This window comes from Burkholderia sp. BCC0506, from assembly GCF_902833145.1.
Lineage (GTDB): Bacteria > Pseudomonadota > Gammaproteobacteria > Burkholderiales > Burkholderiaceae > Burkholderia.
In genome coordinates, this window is record NZ_CADFEN010000012.1 from 126,904 (window position 1) to 153,662 (window position 26,759).

Genomic DNA, 26,759 nt, shown 5'->3' on the forward strand with positions numbered 1-26,759 from the left:
GTGGCTTCAGGGTGTTAACTCTACACCGTCAAGCCACAAAGGAGGTTGTCATGACCGACGCCCAGCGTACCCCCGACCCACGACACCGTCATGCCGGCGGCGCCGACGCGTGCTGCGCCGATGCGCGCGACACGCAGATGGCGATCGTTGCCGACGCGGCGCCGGCGGCCGGCGGGCACGCGCACGGCCATGACCACGAACACGGGCACGATCACGCCGCGCGCGGCGAGGCGGCCCACGGTCACGATCACGACCATGCAGGCGACGATGCGCATGTGCACGGCGCCACGTGTGCGCACGATCACGCCACGCATGACCATGCCGGTCACGACCACGACCACGACCACGACCACGACCACGACCACGACCACGACCACGACCACGCGGCCGGCGACTGCTGCGCGCCGGCCGCGCTGACGCTCGCGCCGCTGCCGGTCGCGCGGGCGACCGCGTCGGGTCACGTGCGCTCCGCGTTCCGGATCATGCAGATGGACTGCCCGACCGAGGAAACGCTGATCCGCAAGAAGCTCGGCGGGATGCGCGAAGTGTCGGCGCTCGAATTCAACCTGATGCAGCGGATGCTGACCGTCGAGCACGTGCCCGGCGCGCAGCCGGCGATCGAAGGCGCGATCCGCACGCTCGGGATGACGCCGGAGGCCGCCACGGCCGGCGCCCCGGCGGCGCGCGTCGCCGATGCGCCCGCGAAGCCGTGGTGGCCCCTGGCGCTCGCCGGCGCGGCCGCGCTCGCGTCCGAAGGCGCGACCTGGGCCGGGCTGCCGGTGTGGCTGTCGGCCGCGCTCGCGCTCGCCGCGGTGCTCGCGTGCGGGCTCACCACGTACAAGAAGGGCTGGATCGCGATCCGCAACGGCAACCTGAACATCAACGCGCTGATGAGCATCGCGGTGACGGGCGCGATGGCGATCGGCCAGTGGCCGGAAGCCGCGATGGTGATGGTGCTGTTCACGATCGCGGAATTGATCGAGGCGAAGTCGCTCGACCGCGCGCGCAATGCGATCCAGGGGCTGATGCGGCTCGCGCCGGACACCGCGACCGTGCGGCAGGCCGACGGCTCGTGGCGCACGGTCGAGGCCGCGCAGGTCGCGCTCGGCGCGGTCGTGCGCGTGAAGCCGGGCGAGCGGATCGGGCTGGACGGCGAAGTCGTCGCGGGCCGCTCGACGGTCAACCAGGCGCCGATCACCGGCGAGAGCCTGCCCGTCGAAAAGACGAGCGGCGACGCCGTGTACGCGGGCACGATCAACGAATCGGGTTCGTTCGACTACCGCGTGACGGCCGTCGCCGCGAACTCGACGCTCGCGCGGATCATTCACGCGGTCGAGGAAGCGCAGGGCGCGAAGGCGCCGACGCAGCGCTTCGTCGACCGGTTCGCCCGCGTGTACACGCCGATCGTGTTCGCGGTCGCGCTGCTGGTCGCGGTGGTGCCGCCGCTCGCGATGGGCGGCGCGTGGCACGACTGGATCTACCGTGCGCTCGTGCTGCTCGTGATCGCATGCCCGTGCGCGCTGGTGATCTCGACGCCGGTGACGATCGTGTCGGGCCTCGCGGCCGCGGCACGGCGCGGGATCCTCGTGAAGGGCGGCGTCTACCTGGAGGAAGGGCGCAAGCTCGCGTGGCTCGCGCTCGACAAGACCGGCACGATCACGCACGGCAAGCCGGTGCAGACTGACTTCGACGTGCATGCGGACGGCGCCGATGCGGCGCGCGTGCGGCACCTCGGCGCGAGCCTCGCGGCGCGCTCCGATCACCCGGTGTCGCAGGCGATTGCGGCCGCGGCCCGCGACGCCGGCACGACGGCATTCGCCGACGTGCAGGATTTCGAAGCGATTGTCGGGCGCGGCGTGCGCGGCACGATCGACGGCACGCGCTACTGGCTCGGCAACCATCGGCTCGTCGAGGAACTCGAGCGCTGCTCGACGGCGCTCGAGGCGAAGCTCGACGCGCTGGAGCGGCAGGGCAAGAGCGTCGTGGTGCTGGTCGGCGAAACGCGCGTGCTCGGCATCTTCGCGGTGGCCGACACGATCAAGGACACGAGCCGCGACGCGATCGCCGACCTGCACGCGCTCGGCATCCGCACCGCGATGCTGACGGGCGACAACCCGCATACCGCGCAGGCGATCGCGCAGCAGGCCGGCATCGACGACGCGCGCGGCAACCAGTTGCCGGAAGACAAGCTCGCGGCGGTCGAGGAACTGTCGGCCGGCGGCGCGGGCGCGGTCGGGATGGTCGGCGACGGGATCAACGACGCGCCGGCGCTCGCGCGCGCCGACATCGGCTTCGCGATGGGCGCGATGGGCACCGACACGGCGATCGAGACGGCCGACGTCGCGCTGATGGACGACGACCTGCGCAAGATTCCCGCGTTCGTGCGGCTGTCGCGCGCGACGCACCGCGTGCTGGTGCAGAACATCGGCTTCGCGCTCGGCGTGAAGGTCGTGTTCCTCGGACTGACGGTCGCGGGGCTCGGCACGATGTGGATGGCGGTCTTCGCCGACGCGGGCGGGAGCCTGATCGTCGTGGCCAACGGCTTGCGGCTGCTGTCGTCCTCCGGCGCGTTCGGCGGCGCCCCGGCCAGGCGTTGAGGAGCGCACGATGAGCTTTCTGAAACGGATTCTCGGCGGCCACGGCCGCGAGCACGGCAACGGCGGACACGGCAACGGCGGGCACGGCGGCGGACACGGCGGCGGGCATCACGGCGAGTCGCGCCAGGGTGGGCATGGCGGTCACGACGCGCGCGGCCGCGACCGCCACGGCTGGGGCTGGCAGGCGCCCGCCGATGCCGGCGGCGGGCAACGCGGCCAGGGCGGCAACGTGCCGCTGAGCCAGCTCGCGTGCGCGGGCTGCGGCGCGCCCAACGCGGCCGATGCACGCTTTTGCACGCAATGCGGCGTCGCGCAACGCGGCAAGGCCTGCAGCCGTTGCCATGCGGCGCTTGCGGCCGACGCGCGGTTCTGTCCCGGCTGCGGGACGCAGCCTGCTTAAGGATCTCCGCGAGTTCGCGTCGGCCACGCATACGCACAAGCCGGCGCGCTTCGTTCGAGGCCGGCGCACCGGCATGCCCGACGTCGTCCCGGGCATGCTCTCACCGGCCATATCGTCGCGGTCCGTTCGGATACACGGCGCCACGACGCACGCGTCGCTCAGCGCAGCGGCAGGTGAATTTCGGTGAGCAGGTCGGCCGGCGCCGTGTCCATCGGCGTATTGAGGTACAGCTCGAACGGCGGCGCGTCGGCGGCTTCGCGGCCCGAGTGGCGCAGCCAGTCGCCGTAGAGCCACTGGTAGGCGGTCTTCAGGTCCGCGTACGGCCCCGTATGCAGCAGCACCGCGTATTCGCCGCCTGCGATCGTCGCACGCTCGACCGGCGGCACGGGCGCGACGTCCGGCGCACCGTCGGCCGGCATGAAGCACGCCTTCGCGCGCAACTGCGCTTCGGGCGTCGTGTCCGGATCGTCGTAGAAAATCCCGATCATCTTCGCGCCCGGGCCGACCAGCCCGTGCTGCCCGACCCACGCGCCGATCCGCCCGAACGCGTCGCCTACCTTCATGTACGCGCCGGTGTGCGTCACCGCATAGCCGCGCAGTTCCGGCAGGCGCCGGATCTCGACCTCGTGCTTGAACATGTCTGTCTCCCCTCGCTGTAATGGATAAATCGGCCGGTGGCTGCCCGTGCGGCGATGCTCGGCAGGCAGCACGCCGTACGCGTCGCGAAACGCCCGCGCGAACGCATGCGTCGACCCGTAGCCCGCGCGCCGCGCGATCTCGTCGAGCGGCCGTGCGGTGCAGACGAGATCCTCGGACGCCCGCACGATCCGCATCCGCCGCACCGTCAGCACGATCGACTCGCCGTACAGCGCGCGGTAGACGCGCTGCCAGTGATACGGCGACAGGCACGCGACTTCGGCGAGCCGGTTCAGGTCGAGCGGGCCGTCGAGATGCGCGCCGATGTACGCGTGGACGCGCGCCACGCTCGCCGCGTAGCGCACCCATGCGGGCGGGTCGGGTTTCGTTTCGGCTGGGGTCATCGGCGTGTCCGGGCTGGAACCGACGTCACGGTAGCACGGGCCGAATGGACAAATCTTGCGGAAATGCCGCGCCGCGGATGGCTCCGCCCCTTTTAAATTTTTCATGAAATGGGGTCTTGTCCCGCCGGAATCTATGACTAAAGTTAAACACGGTGAAATCGGGTGATCGCGTCATTTTTCTCGGGTAAGTTGCTCGGACGGGGCAGCACGCTTTTTCGAAGTACGCAGGTCGTTCGTCGATGTTCAATCGCACCACCACGTTTTCGGGAGAAGAAGAAATGGATGCTTCCAGCTTCATCACGTCGCTGCAGACCACGCTAGGCGGATACCTGCCCAAGATCGCCGGCGCGATCGGCATCCTGGTGATCGGCTGGCTGATCGCCGTCGCGGTGCGGGCCGGCGCGCTCCGGCTGCTCAACGCGCTGAAGGTCGACCAGCGGATCACCGAGAGCACCGGCCAGGGTGCGTGCGTCGAACGCATCATCGCCGGCGGCCTGTTCTGGCTCGTGCTGCTCGTCACCGCGGTGGGCATCTTCAACGTGCTCAACCTGTACGCGGTCTCCAACCCGTTCTCGCTGCTCGTCACGCACATCGTCAACTACCTGCCGAACCTGATCGGCGGCGCGGCGCTGACGCTGATCGCGTGGCTGATCGCGTCGCTGCTGCGCAGCCTCGCGAACCGCGCGCTGAAGGCGAGCAAGATCGACGACAAGCTGTCCGAAGGCGCCGGCATGCAGCCGATGAGCGGCTACCTCGGCGACGTGCTGTTCTGGCTCGTGATCCTGATGTTCCTGCCGGCGATCCTCGCGTCGTTCGCGCTGTCGGGCCTGCTGTCGCCGGTGCAGGGGATGGTCGACAAGCTGCTCGCGATCGTGCCGAACATCTTCGCGGCCGCGGTGATCGGCTTCGTCGGCTGGATCGTCGCGCGCGTGCTGCGCGGCCTCGTGACGAACCTGCTGGTCGCCGCCGGCGCCGACCGCCTCACGCAAGGCATCGACAGCCCGACGCCCGTGCGCGTGTCGAGCCTGGTCGGCACGGTCGTCTACGTGTTCGTGTTCGTGCCGACGCTGATCTCCGCGCTCGACGCGCTCAAGATCGACGCGATCTCGATTCCCGCGACCAACATGCTGAACCAGTTCCTCGGCGCGGTGCCGGACATCGTCGCGGCGATCGTGATCGTGCTGGCCACGTTCTACGTCGCGCGCTTCGTCGCGTCGCTCGCGCAGAAGCTGCTGGAGGCCGCCGGCGCGGACGGGCTGCCGGCCGTGCTCGGCGTCGAGCGCGTGTTCTCGGGCATCCTGCAGCCGTCGGTGCTGGTCGCGCGGCTGATCGTGTTCTTCGCGATGCTGTTCGCGTCGGTCGAGGCCGCGAACCGGCTCGGCTTCACGCAGGTGCGCGACGTCGTCACGCTGTTCATCGAATTCGGCGGCCACGTGCTGATGGGCGGCGTGATCCTCGTGATCGGCGTGTGGCTCGCGGGCCTCGCGCGCCGCGTGATCGAGCAGGCCGACCGCGAGCACAGCGTGCTGCTCGCGCGCATCGCGCAGTTCGCGATCCTCGGCCTCGTGTTCGCGATGGGGCTGCGCGCGATGGGCATCGCGAACGAAATCGTCCAGCTCGCGTTCGGCCTCGTGCTCGGCGCGATCGCGGTGGCCGTTGCGCTGTCGTTCGGCCTCGGCGGCCGGGAGGCGGCCGGCAAGCTGCTCGACCGCTGGTTCAACCAGCGCGGCGGCGGCCAGTAAGCACGGACGATCCGGCCCCGCGTCGCGCGGGCCGGATCCACGTTGCAACCCGCGTGGCCGGCGTTCGCGCAGGCGGTACCGCGAGCGTTACCGCAAGCGAAATGTCAGCCGCGATCTTTGCCGAATTTCGATAACACGTCGTTTAATGACTCTCTAGCATCGATTCTCAGTCGCGCGGGCCCGCAGCCCGGCGCCCTTGAGGAGAGAGTCCGATGAAAGCAGAGTCGAATGGCCGGCCCGCCGCCGGCGCCAAGTCCTCCGGCCAGCCCGCGCTGCAGCAGACGCTCGGCACCTGGCAACTGTGGGGCATCGCGGTCGGCCTCGTGATTTCCGGCGAATACTTCGGCTGGAGCTACGGCTGGGCGAGCGCCGGCACGCTGGGTTTCGTGATCACCGCGCTGTTCGTCGCGGCGATGTACACCACCTTCATCTTCAGTTTCACCGAGCTGACGACGTCGATTCCGCATGCGGGCGGCCCGTTCGCGTACGCGCGCCGCGCGTTCGGCCCGACCGGCGGCTATCTGGCCGGCGCCGCGACGCTCGTCGAGTTCGTGTTCGCGCCGCCCGCGATCGCGCTCGCGATCGGCGCGTACCTGCACGTGCAGTTTCCGGGGCTCGAACCGAAGCACGCGGCGATGGGCGCGTATCTCGTGTTCATGGCGCTGAACATCGTCGGCGTGCAGATCGCGGCGACCTTCGAGCTCGTCGTCACGCTGCTCGCGATCTTCGAGCTGCTGGTGTTCATGGGCGTCGTGTCGCCGGGCTTCGCGTGGAGCAACTTCATGAAGGGCGGCTGGTCCGGCGCCGATCATTTCAGCGTGGGCGCGTTCCACGGGATGTTCGCGGCGATTCCGTTCGCGATCTGGTTCTTCCTCGCGATCGAAGGCGTCGCGATGGCCGCCGAGGAAGCGAAGAACCCGAAGCGCTCGATTCCGATCGCCTACGTGGCCGGGATCCTGACCCTCGTCGCGCTCGCGATCGGCGTGATGGTGTTCGCCGGCGGCGCGGGCGACTGGACCAAGCTCGCGAACATCAACGACCCGCTGCCGCAGGCGATGAAGTACATCGTCGGCGCGAACAGCGGCTGGATGCACATGCTCGTGTGGCTCGGGCTGTTCGGGCTCGTCGCGTCGTTCCACGGGATCATCCTCGGCTATTCGCGCCAGATCTTCGCGCTGGCCCGCGAAGGCTATCTGCCGGAGTGGCTCGGCAAGGTGCATCCGCGCTTCAAGACGCCGCATCGCGCGATCCTCGCGGGCGGCGTGGTCGGGATTGCCGCGATCTACAGCGACGAGCTGATCCAGTTCGGCGGGCAGACGCTCACCGCGAACATCGTGACGATGTCGGTGTTCGGCGCGATCGTGATGTATATCGTGAGCATGGCGGCGCTGTTCAAGCTGCGCCGCTCGCAGCCGAACATGGCGCGGCCGTTCCGCGCGCCGCTGTACCCGATCTTCCCGGCATTCGCGATCCTGGCGGCGCTCGTCTGCCTCGGCACGATGGTGTACTTCAACGCTCTGGTGGCGCTGGTGTTCGTCGGCTTCCTCGCGGTCGGCTACGCATACTTCCTCGCGACCCGCGCGCAGCGCGCGAGCGCGCCCGGCGACGCGCTGCTGGAGGAGTGAGCGCGGTGACGACGGCGAACGTGAAAGGCCGTTCCTGACGGCATCCGGCGCGCCCCGTCGAACGGGCGCGCCGTCGGCATTTGGCAAGGAGATTCGAACGATGTCCTATACGGAGACGATCGGTCCGCGCACGTACCGCTTCGCGGACCTGAAGACGCTGCTCGCGAAGGCGAGCCCGCTGCGTTCCGGCGACCAGCTCGCCGGCGTCGCGGCGGCGAGCGAGGAGGAGCGCGTCGCCGCGAAGATCGCGCTCGCGGGCGTGCCGCTGAAGGCGTTCCTGAACGAAGCGGTGATCCCGTACGAAGACGACGAGGTCACGCGCCTCATCATCGACGATCACGACGCACAGGCCTTTGCCGACATCTCGCACCTCACCGTCGGCGATTTCCGCAACTGGCTGCTGTCGCCCGCGGCCGACGGCGCGGCGCTCGAACGGATCGCGCCGGGCCTCACGCCCGAGATGGTCGCGGCCGTGTCGAAGCTGATGCGCAACCAGGACCTGATCGCGGCGGCGAGGAAGCGCCGCGTCGTCACGCGCTTTCGCAACACGGTCGGGCTGGCCGGCCGGATGTCGGTGCGGCTGCAGCCGAATCACCCGACCGACGACGTGAAGGGCATCGCCGCATCGATGCTCGACGGGCTGATGTACGGCTGCGGCGACGCGATGATCGGCATCAACCCGGCCACCGACAGCCTGGCGGCGATCGTGAAGCTGCTCGCGATGATCGACGGCTTCCGCGAACGCTACGGCGTGCCGACGCAATCGTGCGTGCTCACGCACGTGACCAACACGATCGCGGCGATCGAGAAGGGCGCGCCGGTCGACCTCGTGTTCCAGTCGATCGCGGGCACCGAGAAGGCCAATGCCAGTTTCGGGATCTCGCTCGCGCTGCTTGCCGAGGCGCGCGAGGCCGCGTTGGCGCTGAAGCGCGGCACGGTCGGCAACAACCTGATGTATTTCGAGACGGGGCAAGGCAGCGTGCTGTCGGCGAACGCGCATTTCGGCGTCGACCAGCAGACCTGCGAAGTGCGCGCGTATGCGGTCGCGCGCAAGTTCGAGCCGTTCCTCGTGAACACGGTGGTCGGCTTCATCGGGCCCGAATACCTGTACGACGGCAAGCAGATCATCCGCGCGGGGCTCGAGGATCACTTCTGCGGCAAGCTGCTCGGCGTGCCGATGGGCTGCGACATCTGCTACACGAACCACGCGGAAGCCGACCAGGACGACATGGACACGCTGCTGACGCTGCTGGGGGCGGCCGGCATCAACTTCATCATGGGGATTCCCGGCGCGGACGACGTGATGCTGAACTACCAGAGCACGTCGTTCCACGACCAGCTCTACGTGCGCGAGGTGCTCGGCCTGCGTCGCGCGCCCGAGTTCGAGGAATGGCTGGAGACGATGGAGATCGCCGACGCGCACGGCGCGCTGCGCGCGGCGAATGCACGCGTGCCGCTGCTCGCGGGCGCGAACGACTGGATGGGGGTGTCCGCATGAGCGACGCCGTCGAGAAGAACCCGTGGGCGCAACTGAAGGCGTTCACGAACGCGCGGATCGCGCTCGGCCGCGCGGGCAACAGCCTGCCGACCGCGCCGCTGCTCGCCTTCAACCTGTCGCATGCGCAGGCGCGCGACGCGGTGCACCAGCCGCTCGACGCGGACGCGCTGCGGCGCGAGATCGAGGCGGCCGGCCTGCTGCCGACGCTGCGCGTGCAGAGCGCGGCGCCCGACCGCGACCATTACCTGCGCCGGCCCGATCTCGGCCGCAAGCTGTCGGACGACAGCCGCGGGCTGCTGGCCGGCTACGGGGCGGCGCTCGACGAAGCGCCCGATGTCGTGTTCGTGGTCGGCGACGGGCTGTCGGCGTTCGCGGCCGCGAAGCAGGCGCTGCCGCTGTTGCAGGCGGTGCGGCCGCGGCTCGACGCGGACGGCTGGCGGATCGGCCCGGTGGTGGTCGCGACGCAGGCGCGCGTCGCGCTCGGCGACGAGATCGGCGAGCTGCTGCGCGCGAAGGTGGTCGCGATGCTGATCGGCGAACGGCCGGGGCTCAGCTCACCGGACAGCCTCGGCGTCTACCTGACGTGGGCGCCGAAGGTCGGCTGTCACGACGCGCTGCGCAACTGCATCTCGAACGTGCGGCCCGAAGGGCTGCCGCACGCGGCCGCCGCGCACAAGCTGCATTACCTGATGACGCATGCGCGCAGGCTCGGGCTGACGGGCGTCGGGCTGAAGGACGACAGCGACGCGCTGCTGCCGGCGGAGGAAGCGGAGCGGATCGGGGCGACTACCTGAACAGCCGCTCGCACAGGAAATCGACGAACACGCGCAGCTTCGGCGACAACTGCCGGCTCGACGGCCACACGATCGAGAATTGCCCCGGCGCGATCCGGTAGTCGTCGAGCACGGTGACGAGCGCGCCCTGTTCGAGCGCGTCGCGCGCGAGGAAATCGGGCATGTAGCCGATGCCGAGCCCCGCGAGCACGGCGCCGCGCAGCGCCTCCATGTTGTTGCAGGTCATCGCGGTGCGCAGCTTCAGCGGCGTGCCGTCGTCGGCCGCGAGCGCCCAGTCCTGCAGCTTGCCGGTGGTCGGGAAGCAGTAGCGCACGCAGTCGTGCGCTTCGAGCTCGCGCGGCGTGCGCGGCATCCCGGCCTGCGCGAGATACGCGGGCGTCGCGCACAGCACGAACGCGAACGGGCCGAGCCGCCGCGACATCAGGCTCGAATCGGACAGCGGGCCGCTGCGGATCACCGCGTCGAAACCGCCTTCGACCACGTCGACCATCCGGTCGTTGAAATCGAGATCGAGCTCGATGTCCGGATAGCGTTGCCGGAATTCGGGCAGCACCGGCAGCAGGAAGCGGTAGCCGATCACCGGCAGGCTCACGCGCAGCTTGCCGCGCGGGCGTTGCGCGGACGCCGTCACGGTCGCCTCCGCGTCGCGGAAATCCTCGAGGATGCGCTGGCAGCGCTCGTAGAAATGCCGCCCCTCGTCGGTGAGCGTCACGCGCCGCGTCGTGCGGTTGAACAGCCGCACGCCGAGCGACTGCTCCAGTTTCGCGATCGTCTTGCCGACCGCCGATGCCGAGATGCCGAGCGCGCGGCCGGCCGCGACGAAGCTCAGCGCTTCGGCGGTGCGGACGAACGCGACGATGCCGGTGAGGTTTTCCATCGAATCGAAGGGCGTGCGGCGACGCACGCTGCCACGTCAATTGCGGAATTTTAGTCCGTTATATGTGGAACTTCGTGTGGTTTTTCACGGATTGAATCGGATTTATCTTCTGTCGTTCCGATGGCGCATCCGCGCCGGCTTTTCGAGGAGCGATGATGGATCACCCTGTTTCACCTGTTTCAGCCCTGGCCGCGCGCCGGCGGGCATGGGTGCTGGCCGCCGTCTGCATGGCCGCCGTCGCGCTGCCGCTGTCGTTTTCGGGCGGCGCGGTCGCGACGCCGGCGATCGGCCGCGATCTGCACGGCAGCCCGGTCGCGATGAACTGGATCACCAACGCGTTCATGCTCGCGTTCGGCAGCTTCCTGATGGCGTCGGGCGCGCTGGCCGACCAGTTCGGCCGCAAGCGCCTGTTCGCGATCGGCGTCGGCGGCTTCACGCTGATGTCGGTCGCGCTCGCGTTCGCGCCGTCGATGCTCGCGGTCGACTTGCTGCGCGCCGCGCAAGGGCTTTCGGCGGCCGCGGCGCTGGCCGGCGGCACGGCCGCGCTCGCGCAGGAGTTCGACGGCGCGGCGCGCACGCGTGCATTCAGCCTGCTCGGCACGACCTTCGGGATCGGGCTCGCGTTCGGGCCCGTGCTGGCCGGCGGGCTGATCGGGCATTACGGCTGGCGCGCGATCTTCGTGACGAGCGCGCTGGCCGGCGTGCTGTCGCTCGCGTTCGGGCTGCCGCGCATGCACGAGTCGCGCGACCCGCACGCGACCGGGCTCGACTGGCCCGGCACGGCCGCGTTCACGACCGCGCTGACGCTGTTCACGTTCGGCGTGATCGAGGCGCCCGCGCGCGGCTGGTCGAGCGCGCCCGTGATCGCGCTGCTGGCCGGCGCGGCGCTCAGCGCGTGCGCGTTCGTGACGATCGAGACGCGCGTCGCGCGGCCGATGCTCGACCTGTCGCTGTTTCGCATCGCGCGCTTCGTCGGCGTGCAGGTGCTGCCGGTGTCGACCTGTTGCTGCTACATCGTGCTGCTCGTCGTGCTGCCGCTGCGCTTCATCGGCATCGACGGCTTCAGCGAGATCGACGCCGGCTGGCTGATGCTCGCGATCTCCGCGCCGATGCTGGTCGTGCCGCTCGTCGCGGCGACGCTCACGCGCTGGCTGTCGGCCGGCGTGATTTCAGGGCTCGGGCTGCTGGTCGCGGCGGCCGGGCTCGTGTGGCTCGGGATCGCGTTGCGCGGCGGCGCGGGGCCGGCGGCGATCGCGCCGATGCTCGCGATCGGCGTCGGCGCTGGCATGCCGTGGGGGCTGATGGACGGGCTGTCGGTGAGCGTCGTGCCGAAGGAGCGCGCGGGGATGGCGACGGGCATTTTCAGCACGACGCGCGTGGCCGGCGAGGGGATCGCGCTGGCGATCGTCGGCGCGGTGCTGGCCACGCTCGCGCAAGCGGGGCTCGCACGGGCGGCCGGCACCGCCGCCGCGCCGGATGCGACGCTGCGGGCCGCCGCGCGGCTCGCGACCGGCGATCTCGCGGGCGCGGCGGCCGCGTTGCCGGGCGTCGGTCGCGCGGCATTGATCGCGAGCTACACGCACGCGTTCGACCGGCTGCTGATCGCGCTGGCCGTCGTCACGGTGCTGTGCGCGGTGGTGGTGTTCGGGTTTCTCGGCGGACGGCCGGCTGCCGACGAAGCGGGCGACAAAGCGGCCGACAAGGCGCGCGACGAGGCGGACGGTCATGTGCACGCCGATGTGTCGGCGCGCAGCGGGATCGAGCCGGCCTGTGCGGAGACGCACGGGCGCTGACGACTGCCGCGCGACGCATCGGCGCGTTCCGTTTGTCGGTCACGCGCCCGTCGCGCCCGGACGGTCCGTCGATCAGCGCCTCACCTCATGTTGCGCAACGCGCAACCGTCGCGCATCACGCCAGCACGAGCGGCGGCAGGGCCGCATCCGTGCGCGCCTGCGCACGTTCCACCTCGATCACGAGATAACGCAGCGCATCCGGCCACAGGTGCGCGTGCCGCTGCGCGTCCTCGTCGAGCGTCGCGCGGCCCTGCACGAGCCACGTCGTCTGGCGCACGAAATCGACGAACAGCAGTGCGATGGCCGGATTCACGAGCAGGTTGCCGATCGTGTTGAGCAGGTTGTTGCCCGCGAAGTCGGGCAGTACCAGCGTGCGGCGATCCGGGACATCGACGAGCGGCGTGAACGAACCGTCGGCGCGCGGCTGGCGGCCGCGGTACGAACAGTCGGCGTTGCCGGCCGCGTCGGCGGTCGCGACGATCAGGAAAGCCTGCTCGCGAATGAATGCGATGGCGTCGTCGGTCAGGGGGCCGCGATCGTTCATGGTGTCGGTCGGCGTGGGCGCCGTGGCGTGTGGATCCGCAACGGTCATGCAAGCGACATGCCACGCGGCGCGGCACGCCTCCGCGGGCGGCGCGCGTGCGCGCACTGTGGAAATTCCGAACACCGGCCCCGCCGCTGCGCAACCGCGGTGTTCAGAATCGGCACACCCGCCGTGTTGCGTGCGTGAACACCGCACGGTGCGAGCACCGGCCGGCCTCGATCGACATGCTCCCGATCCCGTCCGTTCTGTTTGGCACGCATGTTGCGTAAACGGGACCAGCGCATTCCAACCGGCGCTGTACTCACACAAGCACGATGAACAGGAGACATGTATGAACCCGTTTGACCTGAAACAACTGGGCCTCGACGTCGAATACCCGTACCGCCAGCAATACGACAACTACATCGGCGGCAAGTGGGTGGCGCCCGTGAAGGGCGAGTATTTCGAGAACGTGTCGCCGATCAACGGCCAGCCGTTCTGCCGCGTGCCGCGCTCCGGCGCCGACGACATCGAGCTGGCGCTCGACGCCGCGCATGCCGCGCGCCGCAAGTGGGGCAAGACGTCCGTGGCCGAGCGCGCGAACCTGCTGCTCGCCGCCGCCGACCGGATGGAAAAGAACCTGAAGCTGCTGGCCGTGGCCGAGACGATCGACAACGGCAAGCCGCTGCGCGAGACGATGGCGGCCGACCTGCCGCTCGCGATCGACCACTTCCGCTACTTCGCGGGCTGCATCCGCGCGCAGGAAGGCGGCATCTCCGAAATCGACGACAACACCGTCGCGTACCACTTCCACGAGCCGCTCGGCGTGGTCGGCCAGATCATCCCGTGGAACTTCCCGCTGCTGATGGCCGCGTGGAAGCTCGCGCCGGCGCTCGCGGCCGGCTGCTGCGTGGTGATGAAGCCGGCCGAGCAGACGCCCGCGTCGGTGCTCGTGCTGATGGAGCTGATCGGCGACCTGTTCCCGGCCGGCGCGATTAACATCGTGAACGGCTTCGGCAAGGAAGCGGGCGAAGCGCTCGCGACCAGCAAGCGGATCGCGAAGATCGCGTTCACGGGCTCGACCCCGGTCGGCAAGCACATCCTGCGCGCGGCGGCCGACAGCCTGATCCCGTCGACGGTCGAGCTGGGCGGCAAGAGCCCGAACATCTTCTTCGCCGACGTGCTCGACCAGGACGACGCGTTCCTCGACAAGGCGCTCGAAGGGCTCGCGATGTTCGCGCTGAACCAGGGCGAAGTGTGCACGTGCCCGTCGCGGATCCTGATCCAGGAATCGATCTACGAACGCTTCATCGAGAAGGCCGTCGCGCGCGTCGAGCGCATCAAGGCCGGCCATCCGCTCGACCTGCAGACGATGATCGGCGCGCAGGCGTCGCAGCAGCAGCTCGACAAGATCCTGTCGTACATCGACATCGGCCGAGGCGAAGGCGCGCAATGCCTGACGGGCGGCGAGCGCACGGCGCCGGCCGCCGAGCTGGGCACGGGCTACTACGTGAAACCGACGATGCTGCTCGGCAACAACAAGATGCGCGTGTTCCAGGAGGAGATCTTCGGGCCGGTCGCGTCGGTGATGACGTTCAAGGACGAGCAGGAAGCGATCGAACTCGCGAACGACACGTTCTACGGGCTCGGCGCGGGCGTGTGGACGCGCAACGGCACGCGTGCGTACCGGATGGGCCGCGAGGTCGAGGCCGGCCGCGTGTGGACCAACTGCTACCACCTGTACCCCGCGCATGCGGCGTTCGGCGGCTACAAGCAGTCGGGGATCGGCCGCGAGACGCACAAGATGGCGCTGTCGAACTATCAGCAGACGAAGTGCCTGCTGGTCAGCTACCAGGCCGAGGCGCTCGGGTTCTTCTGATCGCCGACGCCGGCGCGAAGGGCCGCGGCCGGTTCGGCCCGGCCCTTCGCCCGGTTCGATTTCCCGATTCAACCGTCGGCGCCGGTTGCGTTTTTCTGCGCGGCCGGCGCCGGCAACGCTGCCGGCCGCCGCGCGTTCGCGGCGGCACGGTGCGCCGATGCGTGCGACGACCCCCAAGCATGGCAGAACCGCCCCGATTCTTTCCCCGTCACCCGGTATTCCATCCGGGCGAACTCGACGCGCAACACCGCTTCGGCGTCGCCGACGAAGCCGAGCGGATGAGCGATGCCGTGACCACGCGGCTGAGCCTCGGTGTGCGGCAGTTCGTCGAATCGCAACCGTTCATGTTCGTCGGTCTGGTATCTGGCGCCGGTGCATCGATGACCTGCGACATCGTGCAAAGCCGGCGCGACGCGAACGGCGATCTGCTGCCGGTCGTGCGCGTGATCGATACGAAGACGCTGCGGTTCGCGTTGCCGGCCGCGCATGACGGCGACGGCGGCCGGCTCGACGCGGCTGCCTGCGACGGCAGCGGGGTCGGATTGCTGTTCGTCGATTTCGTGCGCGGCCTGCGCTACCGGATCAACGGTCGCGCCACGCTGCGCGCCGATCTGCCGGAAGCCGACGCGGCGCCGTGGGCGGCCGGCAGCGCAATCGTCGAGCTGGCGATCGCGCAGGCCTACGGCAATTGCGGCACGCGGGTCGTGCGGCTGAAGCCGGCCCGGTAGCCGGCATCCGGGCGAGGGGCGGCGGGCGGCGGCGCGCATGCGCGGTCGCCGCGCGGATCGCACCGGCGGCGTGCGCGGCATGCCGCCTTCGGGTGCGCCCGCATGGCGCGCATCGGCCGGACAGCGTGGAATGGCGGGTTGCTCGCCGGGCCATGCGGTTCGGCACGGGACTTGCGTGATACGCACGGTTCCGCGCAGGTGAGGGAGGACACGATGAATCGACATGTGGCGTGTACGGAGGAGCCGACCGCCGAAGACACGCGGCGCAGCGCGCAGGGCGACGACGCGTTCGCCGGGCAGGCCGTCGTCAGCGTCGCGCACGATGCGGACGAGCAGGCGCGCAACCTGATCGGCTGGCGGCAAACCTACGACCAGCTCGCGGCCGGCCGCTTCGTCGGCACGTTGACCGAGCTGCCGCTCGACACGATGAAGCTGTTTCGCGAATCGACCAGCCACCTGCTGCGCCAGGCGTGCGAAGTGCGCGGCGATGCGTACTGGTTCGGCATCCCGCTCGTGTGCGACGGCTCGGCGCGCGTCGATGCGTGCCGCATCGGCCCCGGCGCACTCGCGTTCCGGCCCGGCAACGTCGAATTCGAGCTGGTGACGCCCGCGCAGTTCTCGATCTACGGCGTCGTCGTGCGCGGCGACGTGCTGCGCCGCTACGCGGCGGAAGTCGAGCGTCGCGCGCTCGACGAGCGGCTCTTCACGCAGCGCGTGATGCAGGTCGGCGACGCGCGGCTCGCGCGCCTGTGCGCGCTGCTCGGCCGCCGGCTCGACGGCGCGGTGGCGATGGCCGGCCCGCTGCCCGATGCGCAGCGCGACGACCTGCAGGCCGAAGTGCTGGCCGCGCTGTTCGATGCGTGTTCGCAGCCGGCCGACGACGGCAGCGGCGCCGCGCCGTCGACGCGCCGCTGGATCGTCGACCAGGCGCGCGATTACGTGCTCGCGCACCGCACGCGCCCGGTCGGCGTGCCCGAGCTGTGCGAACAGTTGCACGTGAGCCGGCGCACGCTGCAGTACTGCTTCCAGGACGTGCTCGGGATGGCGCCCGCGACCTATCTGCGCACGCTGCGGCTGAACGGCGCGCGGCGCGATCTGTGCGGGCGCGCGGCCGGCTCGGTGCAGGACGTCGCGGAGGCGTGGGGCTTCTGGCATCTGAGCCAGTTCGCGACCGATTACCGGCGCCTGTTCGGCAAGCGGCCGTCGGAGACGCTGCGCGATCGCGCGTGAGGGGCGCGGCCGGGCACGCCGCGGCCGTTTCGACCGTCCCGCTTGCCGCCGCGCCGGCTTCGCTCAGATGGCCCGCGCTGCCGCATCGCGCGGTGCGGGCCACGCCAGCGCGTCCCAGTCGATGGCGCGGTAGGCGGCTTCGACCGCCGCCAGATCGTCCGGCTGCTCGCTGCGATGCAGCCCGTGCAATTCGGCCGGCACGTCGAGCATGACCGCCTCGCAGTGCGGATAGTCACGTACGCGCAAGGCGGGCCCGATCGTCGTGAAGCACGCGAGCGTCGGCACGTCGAAACCGTCGGCGAGATGCACGGCCGCCGTGTCCGGCGCGAACAGCAGGCTCGCCCCCTTGATCCACGCGATGAAGCGTGCGGTGTCGGCCGCGTCGCGGCTCACATCCACGTAAGCCGGATGCGCGAGCGGGCCGAAGCCGACTACCGGCAATCCGTAACGCTGCGCGAGCCGGTCCACGAACGCGACGCGCAGCGCGGGCGGCACGCTGCGCACCGCGGTGCTCGCATTCGGGCAGAACAGCACGTACGGCCGCCGCCATTCGGCCGGCAGCGCGGGCAGCGGCAGCCGCGCGAGCCAGCGGTTGCGCTTCGCGGCGGCCGGCACGGCGGCCGGATCGGCGCCGAGCGCGTCGAGGAAGAAGTCGATCATCGGCAGTCGCGCGAACGCGGGCCAGTACAGATGATTGCCGACGTCGATGCAACGCGCGTCGGCGGGTAGCGCATCGGCGGGGCACGGCAGCGTGCGCGACGGCGCGACGACGTCGGCCGCGAGCGCATACAGCGCCTCGACATAGCGCGGCGCGCGCGCCGGCCGGTACAGCGTGAAGCGCAGGCCCGCATGTGCCGCGCGCAGTGCGGCGAGGGCCGTGAGCCCGATCACCGAATCGCCGAGCGTGACGCCCATCCCGTTGATCACGTGGACGTGCCGCGCATCGCCGTAATCGAGCCGGAACGGCCGGTGCGCGGCGTGCAGCAGGCCGAGCGCGGGCGCGGCCGCCATGTAGCCTTCGGCGCGCACGTCGCCATGCTCGAGGTCGTACGGCGCGACGAGCGCGCCGTCGGGCGCGAGCAGCGTGCCGGGGCAGGCCAGCGCGTCGTCGTGCGACAGCGCGGCGGCGGGCGGCGCGGTGTGCATGTCCACGTTCACCGCCGTCATGCGCCGCGCGCGCGGCGGCCTTGCTCGCGGATCTGCTCGAGCGTCGCGGCCGGCGTGCTGGCGTCCTGCGGGATACGGATCTCGATCACCGCCGGCAGTCCGCAGGTCAGCGCGCGTTCGAGCGCGGGCGCGAAATCGGCAGTGCGCTCGACCGTCTCGCCATGCGCGCCGAACGCACGCGCATACGCGGCGAAATCGGGATTCGTGAGCCCCGTGCCGTGCACGCGGCCGGGGTAGTTGCGCTCCTGATGCATGCGGATCGTGCCGAAATGACCGTTGTTGACGACGATCGCGACGATGTTCAGCCCGTATTGCATCGCGGTCGCGAGCTCGTTGCCGGCCATCATGAAGCAGCCGTCGCCGGCGAGCGCGACGACGGCGCGCCGCGGATACAGCGACTTCGCGGCGAGCGCGGCCGGCAGCCCGTAGCCCATCGCGCCGCTCGTCGGCGCGAGCTGCGAACGGAAGTGCCGGTACGCGAAATGGCGATGCAGCCAGATCGCATAGTTGCCCGCGCCGTTGGTCAGGATCGCGTCGTGCGGCAGGCGCTCGCGCAACTGCACCATCACGTCGCCGAGCTGCACGTCGCCGGGCATCGGCAGCGGCGCATGCCATTCGCGGTACGCGCGGTGCGCATCGGCGGCCGTGCCGGCCCATGCGGGCCGCGCGGGCGGCTCGAGCGCGGCCAGCGGCGCGGCGATCTCGGGCATCCCCGACACGATCGGAAGATCGGCGGCGTACACGCGGCCGAGTTCGTCGGCGCCCTGGTGCACGTGGATCAGCGTCTGGCGTGTCTTCGGGATGTCGAGCAGCGTGTAGCCGCCGGTCGTCGCTTCCCCGAGGCGCGGGCCGATCACGAGCAGCAGGTCGGCGTCGCGGATGCGTTTCGCGAGCGCGGGGTTGATCCCGAGCCCGACGTCGCCCGCGTAGTTCGGGTGCGCGTTGTCGATCGTGTCCTGGAAGCGGAACGCGCACGCGACCGGCAATTGCCAGCGTTCGACGAAGGTGCGCAGGTTCGCGCAGGCGTCCGGCGTCCAGCCGCTGCCGCCGACGATCGCGAACGGCCGTTGCGCGCGCGCGAGCCGCTCGCGCAGCTCGTCGAGCTGCGCGGGCGACGGCGCGGCCGCGACGCGTTTCGCGGCCGGCACGACCGGCTGCGGCGCGCACGCGTCGGACAGCACGTCCTCCGGCAACGCGAGCACGACCGGGCCGGGCCGGCCCGACGTCGCGACGTGGAACGCATGGCTCAGGTATTCGGGGATGCGCCGCGGGTCGTCGATCTGCGCGACCCATTTCGCCATCTGGCCGAACATCCGGCGGTAATCGATTTCCTGGAAGGCCTCGCGGTCGAGATGCTCGCGTGCGCACTGGCCGACGAACAGGATCATCGGCGTCGAATCCTGGAACGCGGTATGCACGCCGATCGACGCGTGGGTCGCGCCGGGCCCGCGCGTGACGAACGCGATGCCGGGGCGGCCGGTCAGCTTGCCGACCGCTTCGGCCATGTTCGCGGCGGCCGCCTCGTGGCGGCAGACGACCGTCTGGATGCGGGCGGTATCGTCCGCCAGCGCATCGAGCACGGCGAGAAAGCTCTCGCCCGGCACGCAGAACACGCGTTCGACGTGATTGGCGAGCAACGCATCGACGAGCAGCCGCGCACCGGTGGTCGTGCGCGGCTCGAGATCCTTGGAATGCGACATGGGCTGCCGTCTCCCTGGGTAGCGGGACGTACAGATTACGCCGGTTGGCCGCGGGCCGGTGCGACGGCCGCTGAAAAGTGTCGGAACGCTGGGTGGGCCGAGTGCGCGCCGGCTTCGGTTGGCCATCCGGCCAGCTTGTGCGCGCTTGTGCGAGGGCGGAAAGTGAGCGCTACGGATGGCGGGCTGACGCGTGTCTCGATCCGGAAATGGGTCTCCCAAATAACAATAAAGTGGGATACCGTCCAATAGTAAAATTTCAGCGAATGAGTGGGGAAAGGGGGCGAGAATCGTCATGATGACCGAAACGATTGATCAAAAGACGCTGACGGAGCTGGTCGAGGCCGGTGCGGTGCGTGCGGCCCGCGTGGTCGGTTGCGGCAACGGTTGGGCGCTCTCGGCCCGGTGCGGTGCACACGAACGCTTCCTGTCGGCCAAGCGCGGCGACGTGCGCGTGTTTCGCCGTTTCGAAACGCTGGTCGGCTTTCTGCGCGACATCGGCATCAGCCGGTTCGATGTGGATGCATCGACGTTCGATCCGGATGCGGCCGGTCGGGCGGCCCGGCCCGATCGTTCAGCCGCGTTGAAGGCGGCGCACGAGGCGGCAGCCCACGACCGCTGGTTTCGCGAACAGGTGCAGCAGGCGCTGGATGACCCGCGCATGTCGATTCCGGACGCCGAAGTCAGCGCCGACTTCGCGTCGCGCCGTGCGGCGCTGCGTGAGCGGCTCGCGGGCAAGCGCGGGGATGCTTCTTGACCCTCGCGTCGCACTGGAATCCGAAGGCGTACGAGGATCGCGCCGCGATCATGGAATACCTCACCGAGGACGACCCGCTGGCCGCGCTCGAACTCGACGAACTGCTGGAAGAAAGGGCGGGGGCGTTATCGGCCCACGCCGAGTTGTATCGGCAAGGGCGGGTGGCCGGCACGCGCGAGCTGGTGATCGCGCCGAATTATGTACTCGTGTACCGCATTCGGCCGGCCGAGGGCATCGTTGAGGTTCTCCGGGTGCTGCATGCGCGACGGCAATGGCCGTGATGCGCGTATTCATTGCCGGCTCGTCAGCCGGGGAAGACTGATATGTACACACATGGTCAGCCGGAGCAGGTCGCGAAACGGTTTGCGCAGTGCTACACGGGCGACGTCGTCATGTCGGCGATCACCTATGCGGAACTCGAGTACGGCGTGACCGCATGCGCGAGCCCTGCCCGGGGGGCGCCGCCATCTCGCCGCATTGATCGAGGATATTCCCGTCGCGCCTTTCGACGCCGCGGCAGCGCAAGCGTATGGCCCGGTGCGCGATGCCACCCGCGAGCGGAAGAAGGATCACCTCGACAAATTGATCGCCGCGCATGCGGTGTCGCTCGATGTCGTCCTGGTGACCAACCACGAGCGGGATTTCGTCAGCTATCCGGGGGTGCGACTGGAGAACTGGCTGAACGACTAGCGTCGGGCGCCAGGTCGGCGGCAATGCGGGGTATCGATTCACCCCGCGCGACCATCGAATCCCGCATCAGCACTCGACGATATTCACCGCCAACCCGCCGCGCGACGTTTCCTTGTACTTCGTCTTCATGTCGGCGCCCGTCTCGCGCATCGTCTTGATCACGGAGTCGAGCGACACGTAGTGCGAGCCGTCGCCGCGCAGCGCCATGCGCGCCGCGTTGACGGCCTTCACCGACGCCATCGCGTTGCGCTCGATGCACGGGATCTGCACCATCCCGCCCACCGGGTCGCAGGTGAGGCCGAGGTTGTGCTCCATCCCGATCTCGGCCGCGTTCTCGACCTGCTGCGGCGTGCCGCCGAGCACGGCCGCGAGCGCGCCGGCCGCCATCGAGCACGCGACGCCCACTTCGCCCTGGCAGCCGACTTCCGCACCCGAGATCGACGCGTTGAGCTTGTACAGGATGCCGATCGCGGCGGCCGTCAGCAGGAAGTCGATCACGCCCTGTTCGTTCGCGCCGGGCGTGAAGCGCGTGTAGTAGTGCAGTACCGCCGGGATGATGCCGGCCGCGCCGTTGGTCGGCGCGGTGACGACGCGGCCGCCGGCCGCGTTTTCCTCGTTGACCGCGATCGCGTACAGGTTGATCCAGTCGATCATCGACAACGGGTCCTGCAGCGCGCGTTCCGGGCTGCCCGTCAGCGTGCGGTACAGCTGCGGCGCGCGGCGCTTGACCTGGAACGGGCCGGGCAGGTTGTCGTCGGCGTCCGGGTTGCCGATCCCGCAGCCGCGCGACACGCACGACTGCATCACGGCCCAGATCTTCAGCAGCCCGTCGCGCGTTTCTTCCTCGGTGTGCCACGCGCGCTCGTTTTCCCACATCAGCTGCGCGATCGACTTGCCGGTCGACGCGGTGAGTGCGAGCAGCTCCGCGCCGGTGCGGAACGGGTGCGTCATCTGCTCGGCCGCGCTCAGCACCTTGGTGTTCGGCGCGCCGGCCGTCACGACGAAGCCGCCGCCGACCGACAGATAGGTGCGCTCGACCAGCACCGCGCCGTTCGCGTCGCTTGCGCGCAGCTTCATCCCGTTCGGATGTTCGGGCAGCGCCTGGCGGTAGAACGCGATGTTCTCCTTCAGCACGAACGGCACCGGGTGCGTGCCGAGCAGCGCGAGCTGCTTCGTCTTGCGGACGTCTTCGAGCCGCGCGTCGATCGTGTCGGGATCGACGGTGTCGGGCGCGTCGCCGAGCAAGCCGAGCATCACGCCGCGATCGGTGCCGTGGCCCTTGCCGGTCGCGCCGAGCGAGCCGTACAGCTCGACCTTCACCTGGGCCGTCGCCGCGAGCAGCCCGTCGCGCTCGAGGCCCTGGACGAACATCAGCGCCGCGCGCATCGGCCCGACCGTGTGCGAACTGGACGGACCGATGCCGATCTTGAAGAGGTCAAACACGCTGACTGCCATTTCGATACCTGCCTTGCTATAAGAATGGTGCTAGCGCGCCTGCAATGGCAGGCACGCGGCGAGCCATGCGGGCGGCGTTGGGGAAAGCTGCTGCGCGACGCGGGCATAGCGCCCGTCGAGCCGCGCGGCCAGATGAAAGAGTTCGGTGGCGTTTTTCGGGTCCCACTGCCCCGTGTAACCCGGCAAGCCGGCCTCGCGGCGCTTCGCGTCGAACGGCACCGGCGAATTCACGAATTCCTCGTGCGTTTTCTCGCCGAGCGCATACGGCACGAGCCAGTCGAGCGCGGCCGCGAGCGTCGCGCCGTTCGCGCCGCGCTCGCGCAGCCAGTTGCGGTTGAAGCGGCGCGCGGCGAGCGCGGCCGTCACCAGCGGCTGCAGATCGTAGACCGCGTAATGCAGCGCATCGCGCTCCTCGAAATCCCAGGTCTTGCCGTCCGGGCCGATGTTGTCGGCGAGATGCTCGACGAACAGCCGCTGCGCGGCGTTCATCATCTTGCGGTCGCCGAGCGTGAACGCGGACAGCGCGATCAGCTTGATCCGGTGGCTCTGCCAGTTGTTGCGCCAGGTGCCGGTGAGCGGGCGCTTCTGCGCATCGACCTGCGCGACGTAGCCGGCGCCGAGCTTCGCGATGAACGCGGCCGCCGCGTTGCGCGTCTTCACCGGCAGCGCGCTCGCGGTCATGTCGTACGCGATGATCAGGCTGTCGAAGCGCGTCTCGTCGATCGGGTTGAAGCTCGGCTGGTAGGTCGACACCCACGCGGACAGGAAGCGGTCGACGAGCTGCAGGTAGCGCGGCGCGTTCGTCACGCGCCACGCGAGCGCGGCATCGCGCATCAGCTCCATGTCCCTGAGCGCGGCTTCACTCTGGTCGTAGATGCCTTCATGCGGTAGCGTGCCCTCGGTGTGCACGCGCGCCATCGCCTTCGGCTGCTCGCCGATGCGCGCGTCGACGCTGCGGATCAGCGCCTGCACGCCCGGCTCGGCCTGCGTCGTCTCGCTCGCCTGCAGCGCCGGCGCCGCGCAGAAATTCATCGCCGCGCGCGCACTGCCGGACACGCCGACGCCGGCGGCGGCCAGCGACAGCGATGCGACGAGCATCGGCACGTAGCGGCCTGCGCGGGTGCGCGGCCGACGCGCTGTTGCACCATGGCCCGGAAACATCGGACGCACCATGCGGAACTCCTTCATTGGCTGGATCGCGTGTGATGTTAGCCGGATTGGCGGGCAAGCGTGAAACGGTTGGCCGGGCGGGGAACGTAAAAACCGCACGCAACCGGTGGCTGCGTGCGGTGTCGTCACGGTCGGACGCTCCGGTGCGAGACGGGCGTTATGCGTAGTCCGACATCGGCACGCACGAACAGAACAGGTTGCGGTCGCCGTACGCGTTGTCCGCGCGGCCGACCGGCGGCCAGTACTTGTTCGTGCCGAGCGACGCGACCGGGTACGCGGCCTGCTCGCGCGAGTACGCGTGCGGCCATTCGTTCGCGGTGACGACGGCCGCCGTGTGCGGTGCGTGACGCAGCGGGTTGTCCTCGCGATCGGCGCGGCCTTCCTCGACCGCTCGGATTTCCTCGCGGATCGCGATCATCGCGGCGATGAAGCGGTCGAGTTCTTCCTGCGATTCCGATTCGGTCGGCTCGACCATCAGCGTGCCCGGCACCGGGAAGCTCATCGTCGGCGCGTGGAAGCCGTAGTCCATCAGGCGCTTCGCGACGTCGTCGACGCTGATGCCGCTCGTTTCCTTGATCGGACGCAGGTCGAGAATGCACTCGTGCGCGACCAGCCCGCCCGGGCCCGAATACAGCACCGGGTAGTGCGGCGCGAGACGCTTCGCGATGTAGTTCGCGTTCAGGATCGCGGTTTCGGTCGCGGCGGTCAGGTTCTTCGCGCCCATCATCGCGATGTACATCCACGAGATCGGCAGGATCGACGCCGAGCCGTACGGCGCGGCCGATACCGCACCGATGCCTTCCTCGCCGCGCGCGTAGCCGGTCGAACGCTGGTTCGGCAGGAACTTCGCGAGGTGCGCGCCGACCGCGACCGGGCCGACGCCCGGGCCGCCGCCGCCGTGCGGGATACAGAAGGTCTTGTGCAGGTTCAGGTGCGACACGTCGCCGCCGAACTGGCCCGGCGCGGTCAGGCCGACCATCGCGTTCATGTTCGCGCCGTCCACGTACACCTGGCCGCCGTGCGCATGGACGATCTCGCAGATCTCGCGGACGTTCTGCTCGAACACGCCGTGCGTCGACGGATACGTGATCATGATCGCCGCGAGGTCCTTCGAGTGCTGCTCGGCCTTCGCCTTCAGGTCGGCGATGTCGACGTTGCCCTGCGCGTCGCACGCGACGACCACGACCTTCATGCCGGCCATGTGCGCGGACGCCGGGTTCGTGCCGTGCGCGGATGCCGGGATCAGGCACACGTCGCGATGGCCTTCGCCGCGCGATGCGTGGTAAGCGTGGATGATCAGCAGGCCCGCGTATTCGCCCTGCGAGCCCGCGTTCGGCTGCAGCGATACGGCCGCGTAGCCGGTGGCCGCGACGAGCATCTGTTCGAGCTGGTCGATCATCTCGCGGTAGCCGACGGTCTGCTCGGCCGGCGCGAACGGGTGGATCCGGCCGAATTCGGGCCACGTGACGGGCAGCATTTCCGACGTCGCGTTCAGCTTCATCGTGCACGAGCCGAGCGGGATCATCGAGCGGTCGAGCGCGAGATCCTTGTCCGACAGGCTGCGCAGGTAGCGCAGCATTTCGGTTTCGGAATGGTGGCGGTTGAACACGGGGTGCGTGAGGTACGCGCTCGTGCGCTCGAGGCCGGCCGGCAGCGCGGCGACGCCGCCGAGGCCCGCGTCCAGCGCGTCGACGGCCGGCGCGGTGCCGCCTGCCGCTTGCGCGAACACGTTGAGCAGGTCGGCGAGGTCGTCGCGCGTCGTCGTTTCGTCGACCGATACGCCGACTTGCGTGTCGCTCACGCGGCGCAGGTTGATGCGCTTCGCCTTCGCGAATTCGTGAATCTGCGCGGTGCGCGCGCCGGTGTCGATCGTCAGCGTGTCGAAGAACGTGTCGTTGACGGTCGCGAAGCCGAGCTGTTTCACGCCGGCCGCGAGCAGCGCCGCGATGCGGTTCACGCGCAGTGCGATCGTCTTCAGGCCGTGCGGGCCGTGGTAGACCGCGTACATGCTGGCCATGATCGCGAGCAGCGCCTGCGCGGTACACACGTTCGACGTCGCCTTTTCGCGGCGGATGTGCTGTTCGCGCGTCTGCAACGCGAGGCGCAGCGCGGGCTTGCCCTGCGCGTCGACCGTCACGCCGACGAGCCGGCCCGGCATCTGGCGCTTGAACTCGTCACGCACCGCGAGATACGCGGCATGCGGGCCGCCGAAGCCCATCGGCACGCCGAAGCGCTGCGTGTTGCCGACCGCGACGTCCGCGCCCCATTCGCCGGGCGGCGTCAGCACGGTGAGTGCGAGCAGGTCGGCGGCGACCACCACGTGGCCGCCGGCCGCGTGGATCGCGTCGGTGAGCGCGCGGTAGTCGCGCACGTCGCCGTTCACGCCCGGATACTGCAGCAGCACGCCGAACGCGTTCGCTTGAGCGGCGTCGGCCGCCGGGCCCGTCTTGACCTCGATGCCGATCGGCAGCGCGCGCGTGCGGATCACTTCGAGCGTTTGCGGCAGCACGTCGTCGGCGACGTAGAACACGTTCGACTTCGGCTTGCCGGTACGCTGCAGCAGCGTCATCGCTTCGGCCGCGGCCGTCGCTTCGTCCAGCAGCGACGCGTTCGAGATCGCGAGGCCCGTGAGGTCGGCCACCATCTGCTGGAAGTTCAGGAGCGCCTCGAGGCGGCCCTGGGAAATTTCGGGCTGGTACGGCGTGTAGGCCGTGTACCACGCCGGGTTTTCGAGCACGTTGCGCAGGATCACGGCCGGCGTGTGCGTGTCGTGATAGCCCTGGCCGATATACGAGCGGAACACCTGGTTCTTGTCCGCGAGCGCACGCAGCGCGGCGAGGGCTTCGGCCTCGCTCTTCGGCTGCGCGAACGGGCCGAGCGGCAGCGTTTCGGCGCGGCGGATCGAGGCCGGGATCACGGCGTCGATCAGCGCGGCGCGCGACGCGAAGCCGAGCGTGTCGAGCATGGCCTGCTGGCTGGCGGCGTCGGGGCCGATGTGGCGTTCGGCGAACGCGTCGTGCGTTTCGAGCGCGGCGAGCGAGAGGGGCGTGCGGTTCATCAGGCGGTCCGGGTGTTCGAGCTTCATGGCGTGACTCTG

21 protein-coding genes and 1 pseudogene are annotated in these 26,759 nt (G+C 69.8%); 13 read left to right on the forward strand and 9 right to left on the reverse strand.

All coding sequences use genetic code 11. From position 1 onward, the window contains the following. Positions 1 to 20: 20 nt before the first annotated feature. Positions 21 to 383 (reverse strand): hypothetical protein, encoded by a 363-nt coding sequence (locus HWX62_RS33135; RefSeq protein WP_347879939.1) that lies wholly within the window; start codon positions 381 to 383, stop codon positions 21 to 23. Between HWX62_RS33135 and HWX62_RS25605 the strand changes: the two genes are divergently transcribed. Together HWX62_RS25605 and HWX62_RS25610 are read left to right on the forward strand one after the other, a co-directional pair. Then, positions 276 to 2,597 (forward strand): heavy metal translocating P-type ATPase, encoded by a 2,322-nt coding sequence (locus HWX62_RS25605; protein ID WP_347879940.1) that lies wholly within the window; start codon positions 276 to 278, stop codon positions 2,595 to 2,597. The genes HWX62_RS33135 and HWX62_RS25605 overlap by 108 nt on opposite strands. 10 nt (positions 2,598 to 2,607) lie before the next feature. Continuing rightward, positions 2,608 to 2,997, forward strand: coding sequence for a zinc ribbon domain-containing protein (locus tag HWX62_RS25610; RefSeq protein WP_175930939.1), 390 nt, complete (start codon positions 2,608 to 2,610; stop codon positions 2,995 to 2,997). A gap of 158 nt (positions 2,998 to 3,155) precedes the next feature. Here the strand turns inward: HWX62_RS25610 and HWX62_RS25615 are convergent, their stop codons facing one another. Next, entirely contained in the window at positions 3,156 to 4,037 is an 882-nt protein-coding gene (locus tag HWX62_RS25615) for an AraC family transcriptional regulator (protein ID WP_175930938.1), read from the reverse strand. Positions 4,038 to 4,315: 278 nt separating this feature from the next. Here HWX62_RS25615 and HWX62_RS25620 point away from each other — a divergent pair, with 278 nt between their 5' ends. From HWX62_RS25620 to eutC, 4 genes are all read left to right on the forward strand, one after another. Beyond that, positions 4,316 to 5,779: a mechanosensitive ion channel gene (locus HWX62_RS25620; protein WP_175930937.1), complete on the forward strand. Its 1,464-nt coding sequence runs from the start codon at positions 4,316 to 4,318 to the stop codon at positions 5,777 to 5,779. 212 nt (positions 5,780 to 5,991) lie between these two features. Further along, positions 5,992 to 7,404 carry an ethanolamine permease gene (eat, locus tag HWX62_RS25625; RefSeq protein ID WP_175930936.1) on the forward strand — a complete coding sequence of 471 codons (1,413 nt, stop codon included), beginning with the start codon at positions 5,992 to 5,994 and terminating at the stop codon, positions 7,402 to 7,404. Positions 7,405 to 7,504: 100 nt separating this feature from the next. Beyond that, positions 7,505 to 8,902, forward strand: coding sequence for an ethanolamine ammonia-lyase subunit EutB (locus HWX62_RS25630; protein WP_175930935.1), 1,398 nt, complete (start codon positions 7,505 to 7,507; stop codon positions 8,900 to 8,902). Then, positions 8,899 to 9,696, forward strand: a complete 798-nt coding sequence (gene eutC, locus HWX62_RS25635) for an ethanolamine ammonia-lyase subunit EutC (protein WP_175930934.1) — start codon at positions 8,899 to 8,901, stop codon at positions 9,694 to 9,696. The genes HWX62_RS25630 and eutC overlap by 4 nt, the downstream gene beginning before the upstream one ends. Here the strand turns inward: eutC and HWX62_RS25640 are convergent. Next, entirely contained in the window at positions 9,689 to 10,573 is an 885-nt protein-coding gene (locus tag HWX62_RS25640) for a LysR family transcriptional regulator (RefSeq protein ID WP_175930933.1), read from the reverse strand. The two genes, eutC and HWX62_RS25640, sit on opposite strands and share 8 nt — an antisense overlap. A 155-nt stretch (positions 10,574 to 10,728) precedes the next feature. Here HWX62_RS25640 and HWX62_RS25645 point away from each other — a divergent pair, with 155 nt between their 5' ends. Continuing rightward, positions 10,729 to 12,366 (forward strand): MFS transporter, encoded by a 1,638-nt coding sequence (locus tag HWX62_RS25645; RefSeq protein ID WP_175930932.1) that lies wholly within the window; start codon positions 10,729 to 10,731, stop codon positions 12,364 to 12,366. Between the two features lie 115 nt (positions 12,367 to 12,481). On the opposite strand, the gene HWX62_RS25650 is transcribed toward HWX62_RS25645, so the two are convergent. Continuing rightward, positions 12,482 to 12,958 (reverse strand): pyridoxamine 5'-phosphate oxidase family protein, encoded by a 477-nt coding sequence (locus HWX62_RS25650; RefSeq protein ID WP_175930931.1) that lies wholly within the window; start codon positions 12,956 to 12,958, stop codon positions 12,482 to 12,484. A 283-nt stretch (positions 12,959 to 13,241) separates the two neighbouring features. On the opposite strand from HWX62_RS25650, the gene HWX62_RS25655 reads away from it, so the two are divergent. From HWX62_RS25655 to HWX62_RS25665, 3 genes are all read left to right on the forward strand, one after another. After that, positions 13,242 to 14,768, forward strand: a complete 1,527-nt coding sequence (locus tag HWX62_RS25655; protein ID WP_059503208.1) for an aldehyde dehydrogenase family protein — start codon at positions 13,242 to 13,244, stop codon at positions 14,766 to 14,768. 179 nt (positions 14,769 to 14,947) lie between these two features. Then, the gene (locus tag HWX62_RS25660; protein WP_175930930.1) at positions 14,948 to 15,496 is read left to right on the forward strand and encodes a hypothetical protein; all 549 of its coding nucleotides are present in this window, start codon (positions 14,948 to 14,950) and stop codon (positions 15,494 to 15,496) included. Positions 15,497 to 15,709: 213 nt separating this feature from the next. Continuing rightward, the gene (locus HWX62_RS25665; RefSeq protein WP_175930929.1) at positions 15,710 to 16,726 is read left to right on the forward strand and encodes a helix-turn-helix domain-containing protein; all 1,017 of its coding nucleotides are present in this window, start codon (positions 15,710 to 15,712) and stop codon (positions 16,724 to 16,726) included. Between the two features lie 63 nt (positions 16,727 to 16,789). Here HWX62_RS25665 and HWX62_RS25670 read toward each other — a convergent pair whose 3' ends face one another. Both HWX62_RS25670 and HWX62_RS25675 read right to left on the reverse strand, forming a co-directional pair. Then, positions 16,790 to 17,872, reverse strand: coding sequence for an ADP-heptose--LPS heptosyltransferase (locus HWX62_RS25670; RefSeq protein ID WP_175931034.1), 1,083 nt, complete (start codon positions 17,870 to 17,872; stop codon positions 16,790 to 16,792). Positions 17,873 to 17,889: 17 nt separating this feature from the next. Then, positions 17,890 to 19,593, reverse strand: a complete 1,704-nt coding sequence (locus tag HWX62_RS25675; protein WP_175930928.1) for a thiamine pyrophosphate-binding protein — start codon at positions 19,591 to 19,593, stop codon at positions 17,890 to 17,892. 292 nt (positions 19,594 to 19,885) lie between these two features. Between HWX62_RS25675 and HWX62_RS25680 the strand changes: the two genes are divergently transcribed. From HWX62_RS25680 to HWX62_RS25690, 3 genes and pseudogenes are all read left to right on the forward strand, one after another. Continuing rightward, the gene (locus HWX62_RS25680; RefSeq protein WP_175930927.1) at positions 19,886 to 20,347 is read left to right on the forward strand and encodes a hypothetical protein; all 462 of its coding nucleotides are present in this window, start codon (positions 19,886 to 19,888) and stop codon (positions 20,345 to 20,347) included. Further along, positions 20,344 to 20,628: a type II toxin-antitoxin system RelE/ParE family toxin gene (locus HWX62_RS25685; protein WP_175930926.1), complete on the forward strand. Its 285-nt coding sequence runs from the start codon at positions 20,344 to 20,346 to the stop codon at positions 20,626 to 20,628. The genes HWX62_RS25680 and HWX62_RS25685 overlap by 4 nt, the downstream gene beginning before the upstream one ends. Positions 20,629 to 20,670: 42 nt before the next feature. Further along, a pseudogene (locus tag HWX62_RS25690) lies at positions 20,671 to 21,037 on the forward strand (type II toxin-antitoxin system VapC family toxin). Positions 21,038 to 21,103: 66 nt separating this feature from the next. Here the strand turns inward: HWX62_RS25690 and HWX62_RS25695 are convergent. The 3 genes from HWX62_RS25695 to gcvP all read right to left on the reverse strand — a co-directional run bounded on the left by HWX62_RS25695 (position 21,104) and on the right by gcvP (position 26,747). After that, positions 21,104 to 22,492 carry an L-serine ammonia-lyase gene (locus HWX62_RS25695; RefSeq protein ID WP_175930925.1) on the reverse strand — a complete coding sequence of 463 codons (1,389 nt, stop codon included), beginning with the start codon at positions 22,490 to 22,492 and terminating at the stop codon, positions 21,104 to 21,106. 30 nt (positions 22,493 to 22,522) lie between these two features. Beyond that, complete coding sequence (locus HWX62_RS25700; RefSeq protein WP_244136099.1) at positions 22,523 to 23,653, reverse strand: alginate lyase family protein; 1,131 nt, start codon at positions 23,651 to 23,653, stop codon at positions 22,523 to 22,525. Positions 23,654 to 23,819: 166 nt separating this feature from the next. Next, complete coding sequence (gcvP, locus tag HWX62_RS25705) at positions 23,820 to 26,747, reverse strand: aminomethyl-transferring glycine dehydrogenase (RefSeq protein WP_175930923.1); 2,928 nt, start codon at positions 26,745 to 26,747, stop codon at positions 23,820 to 23,822. Between the last annotated feature and the right edge of the window lie 12 nt (positions 26,748 to 26,759).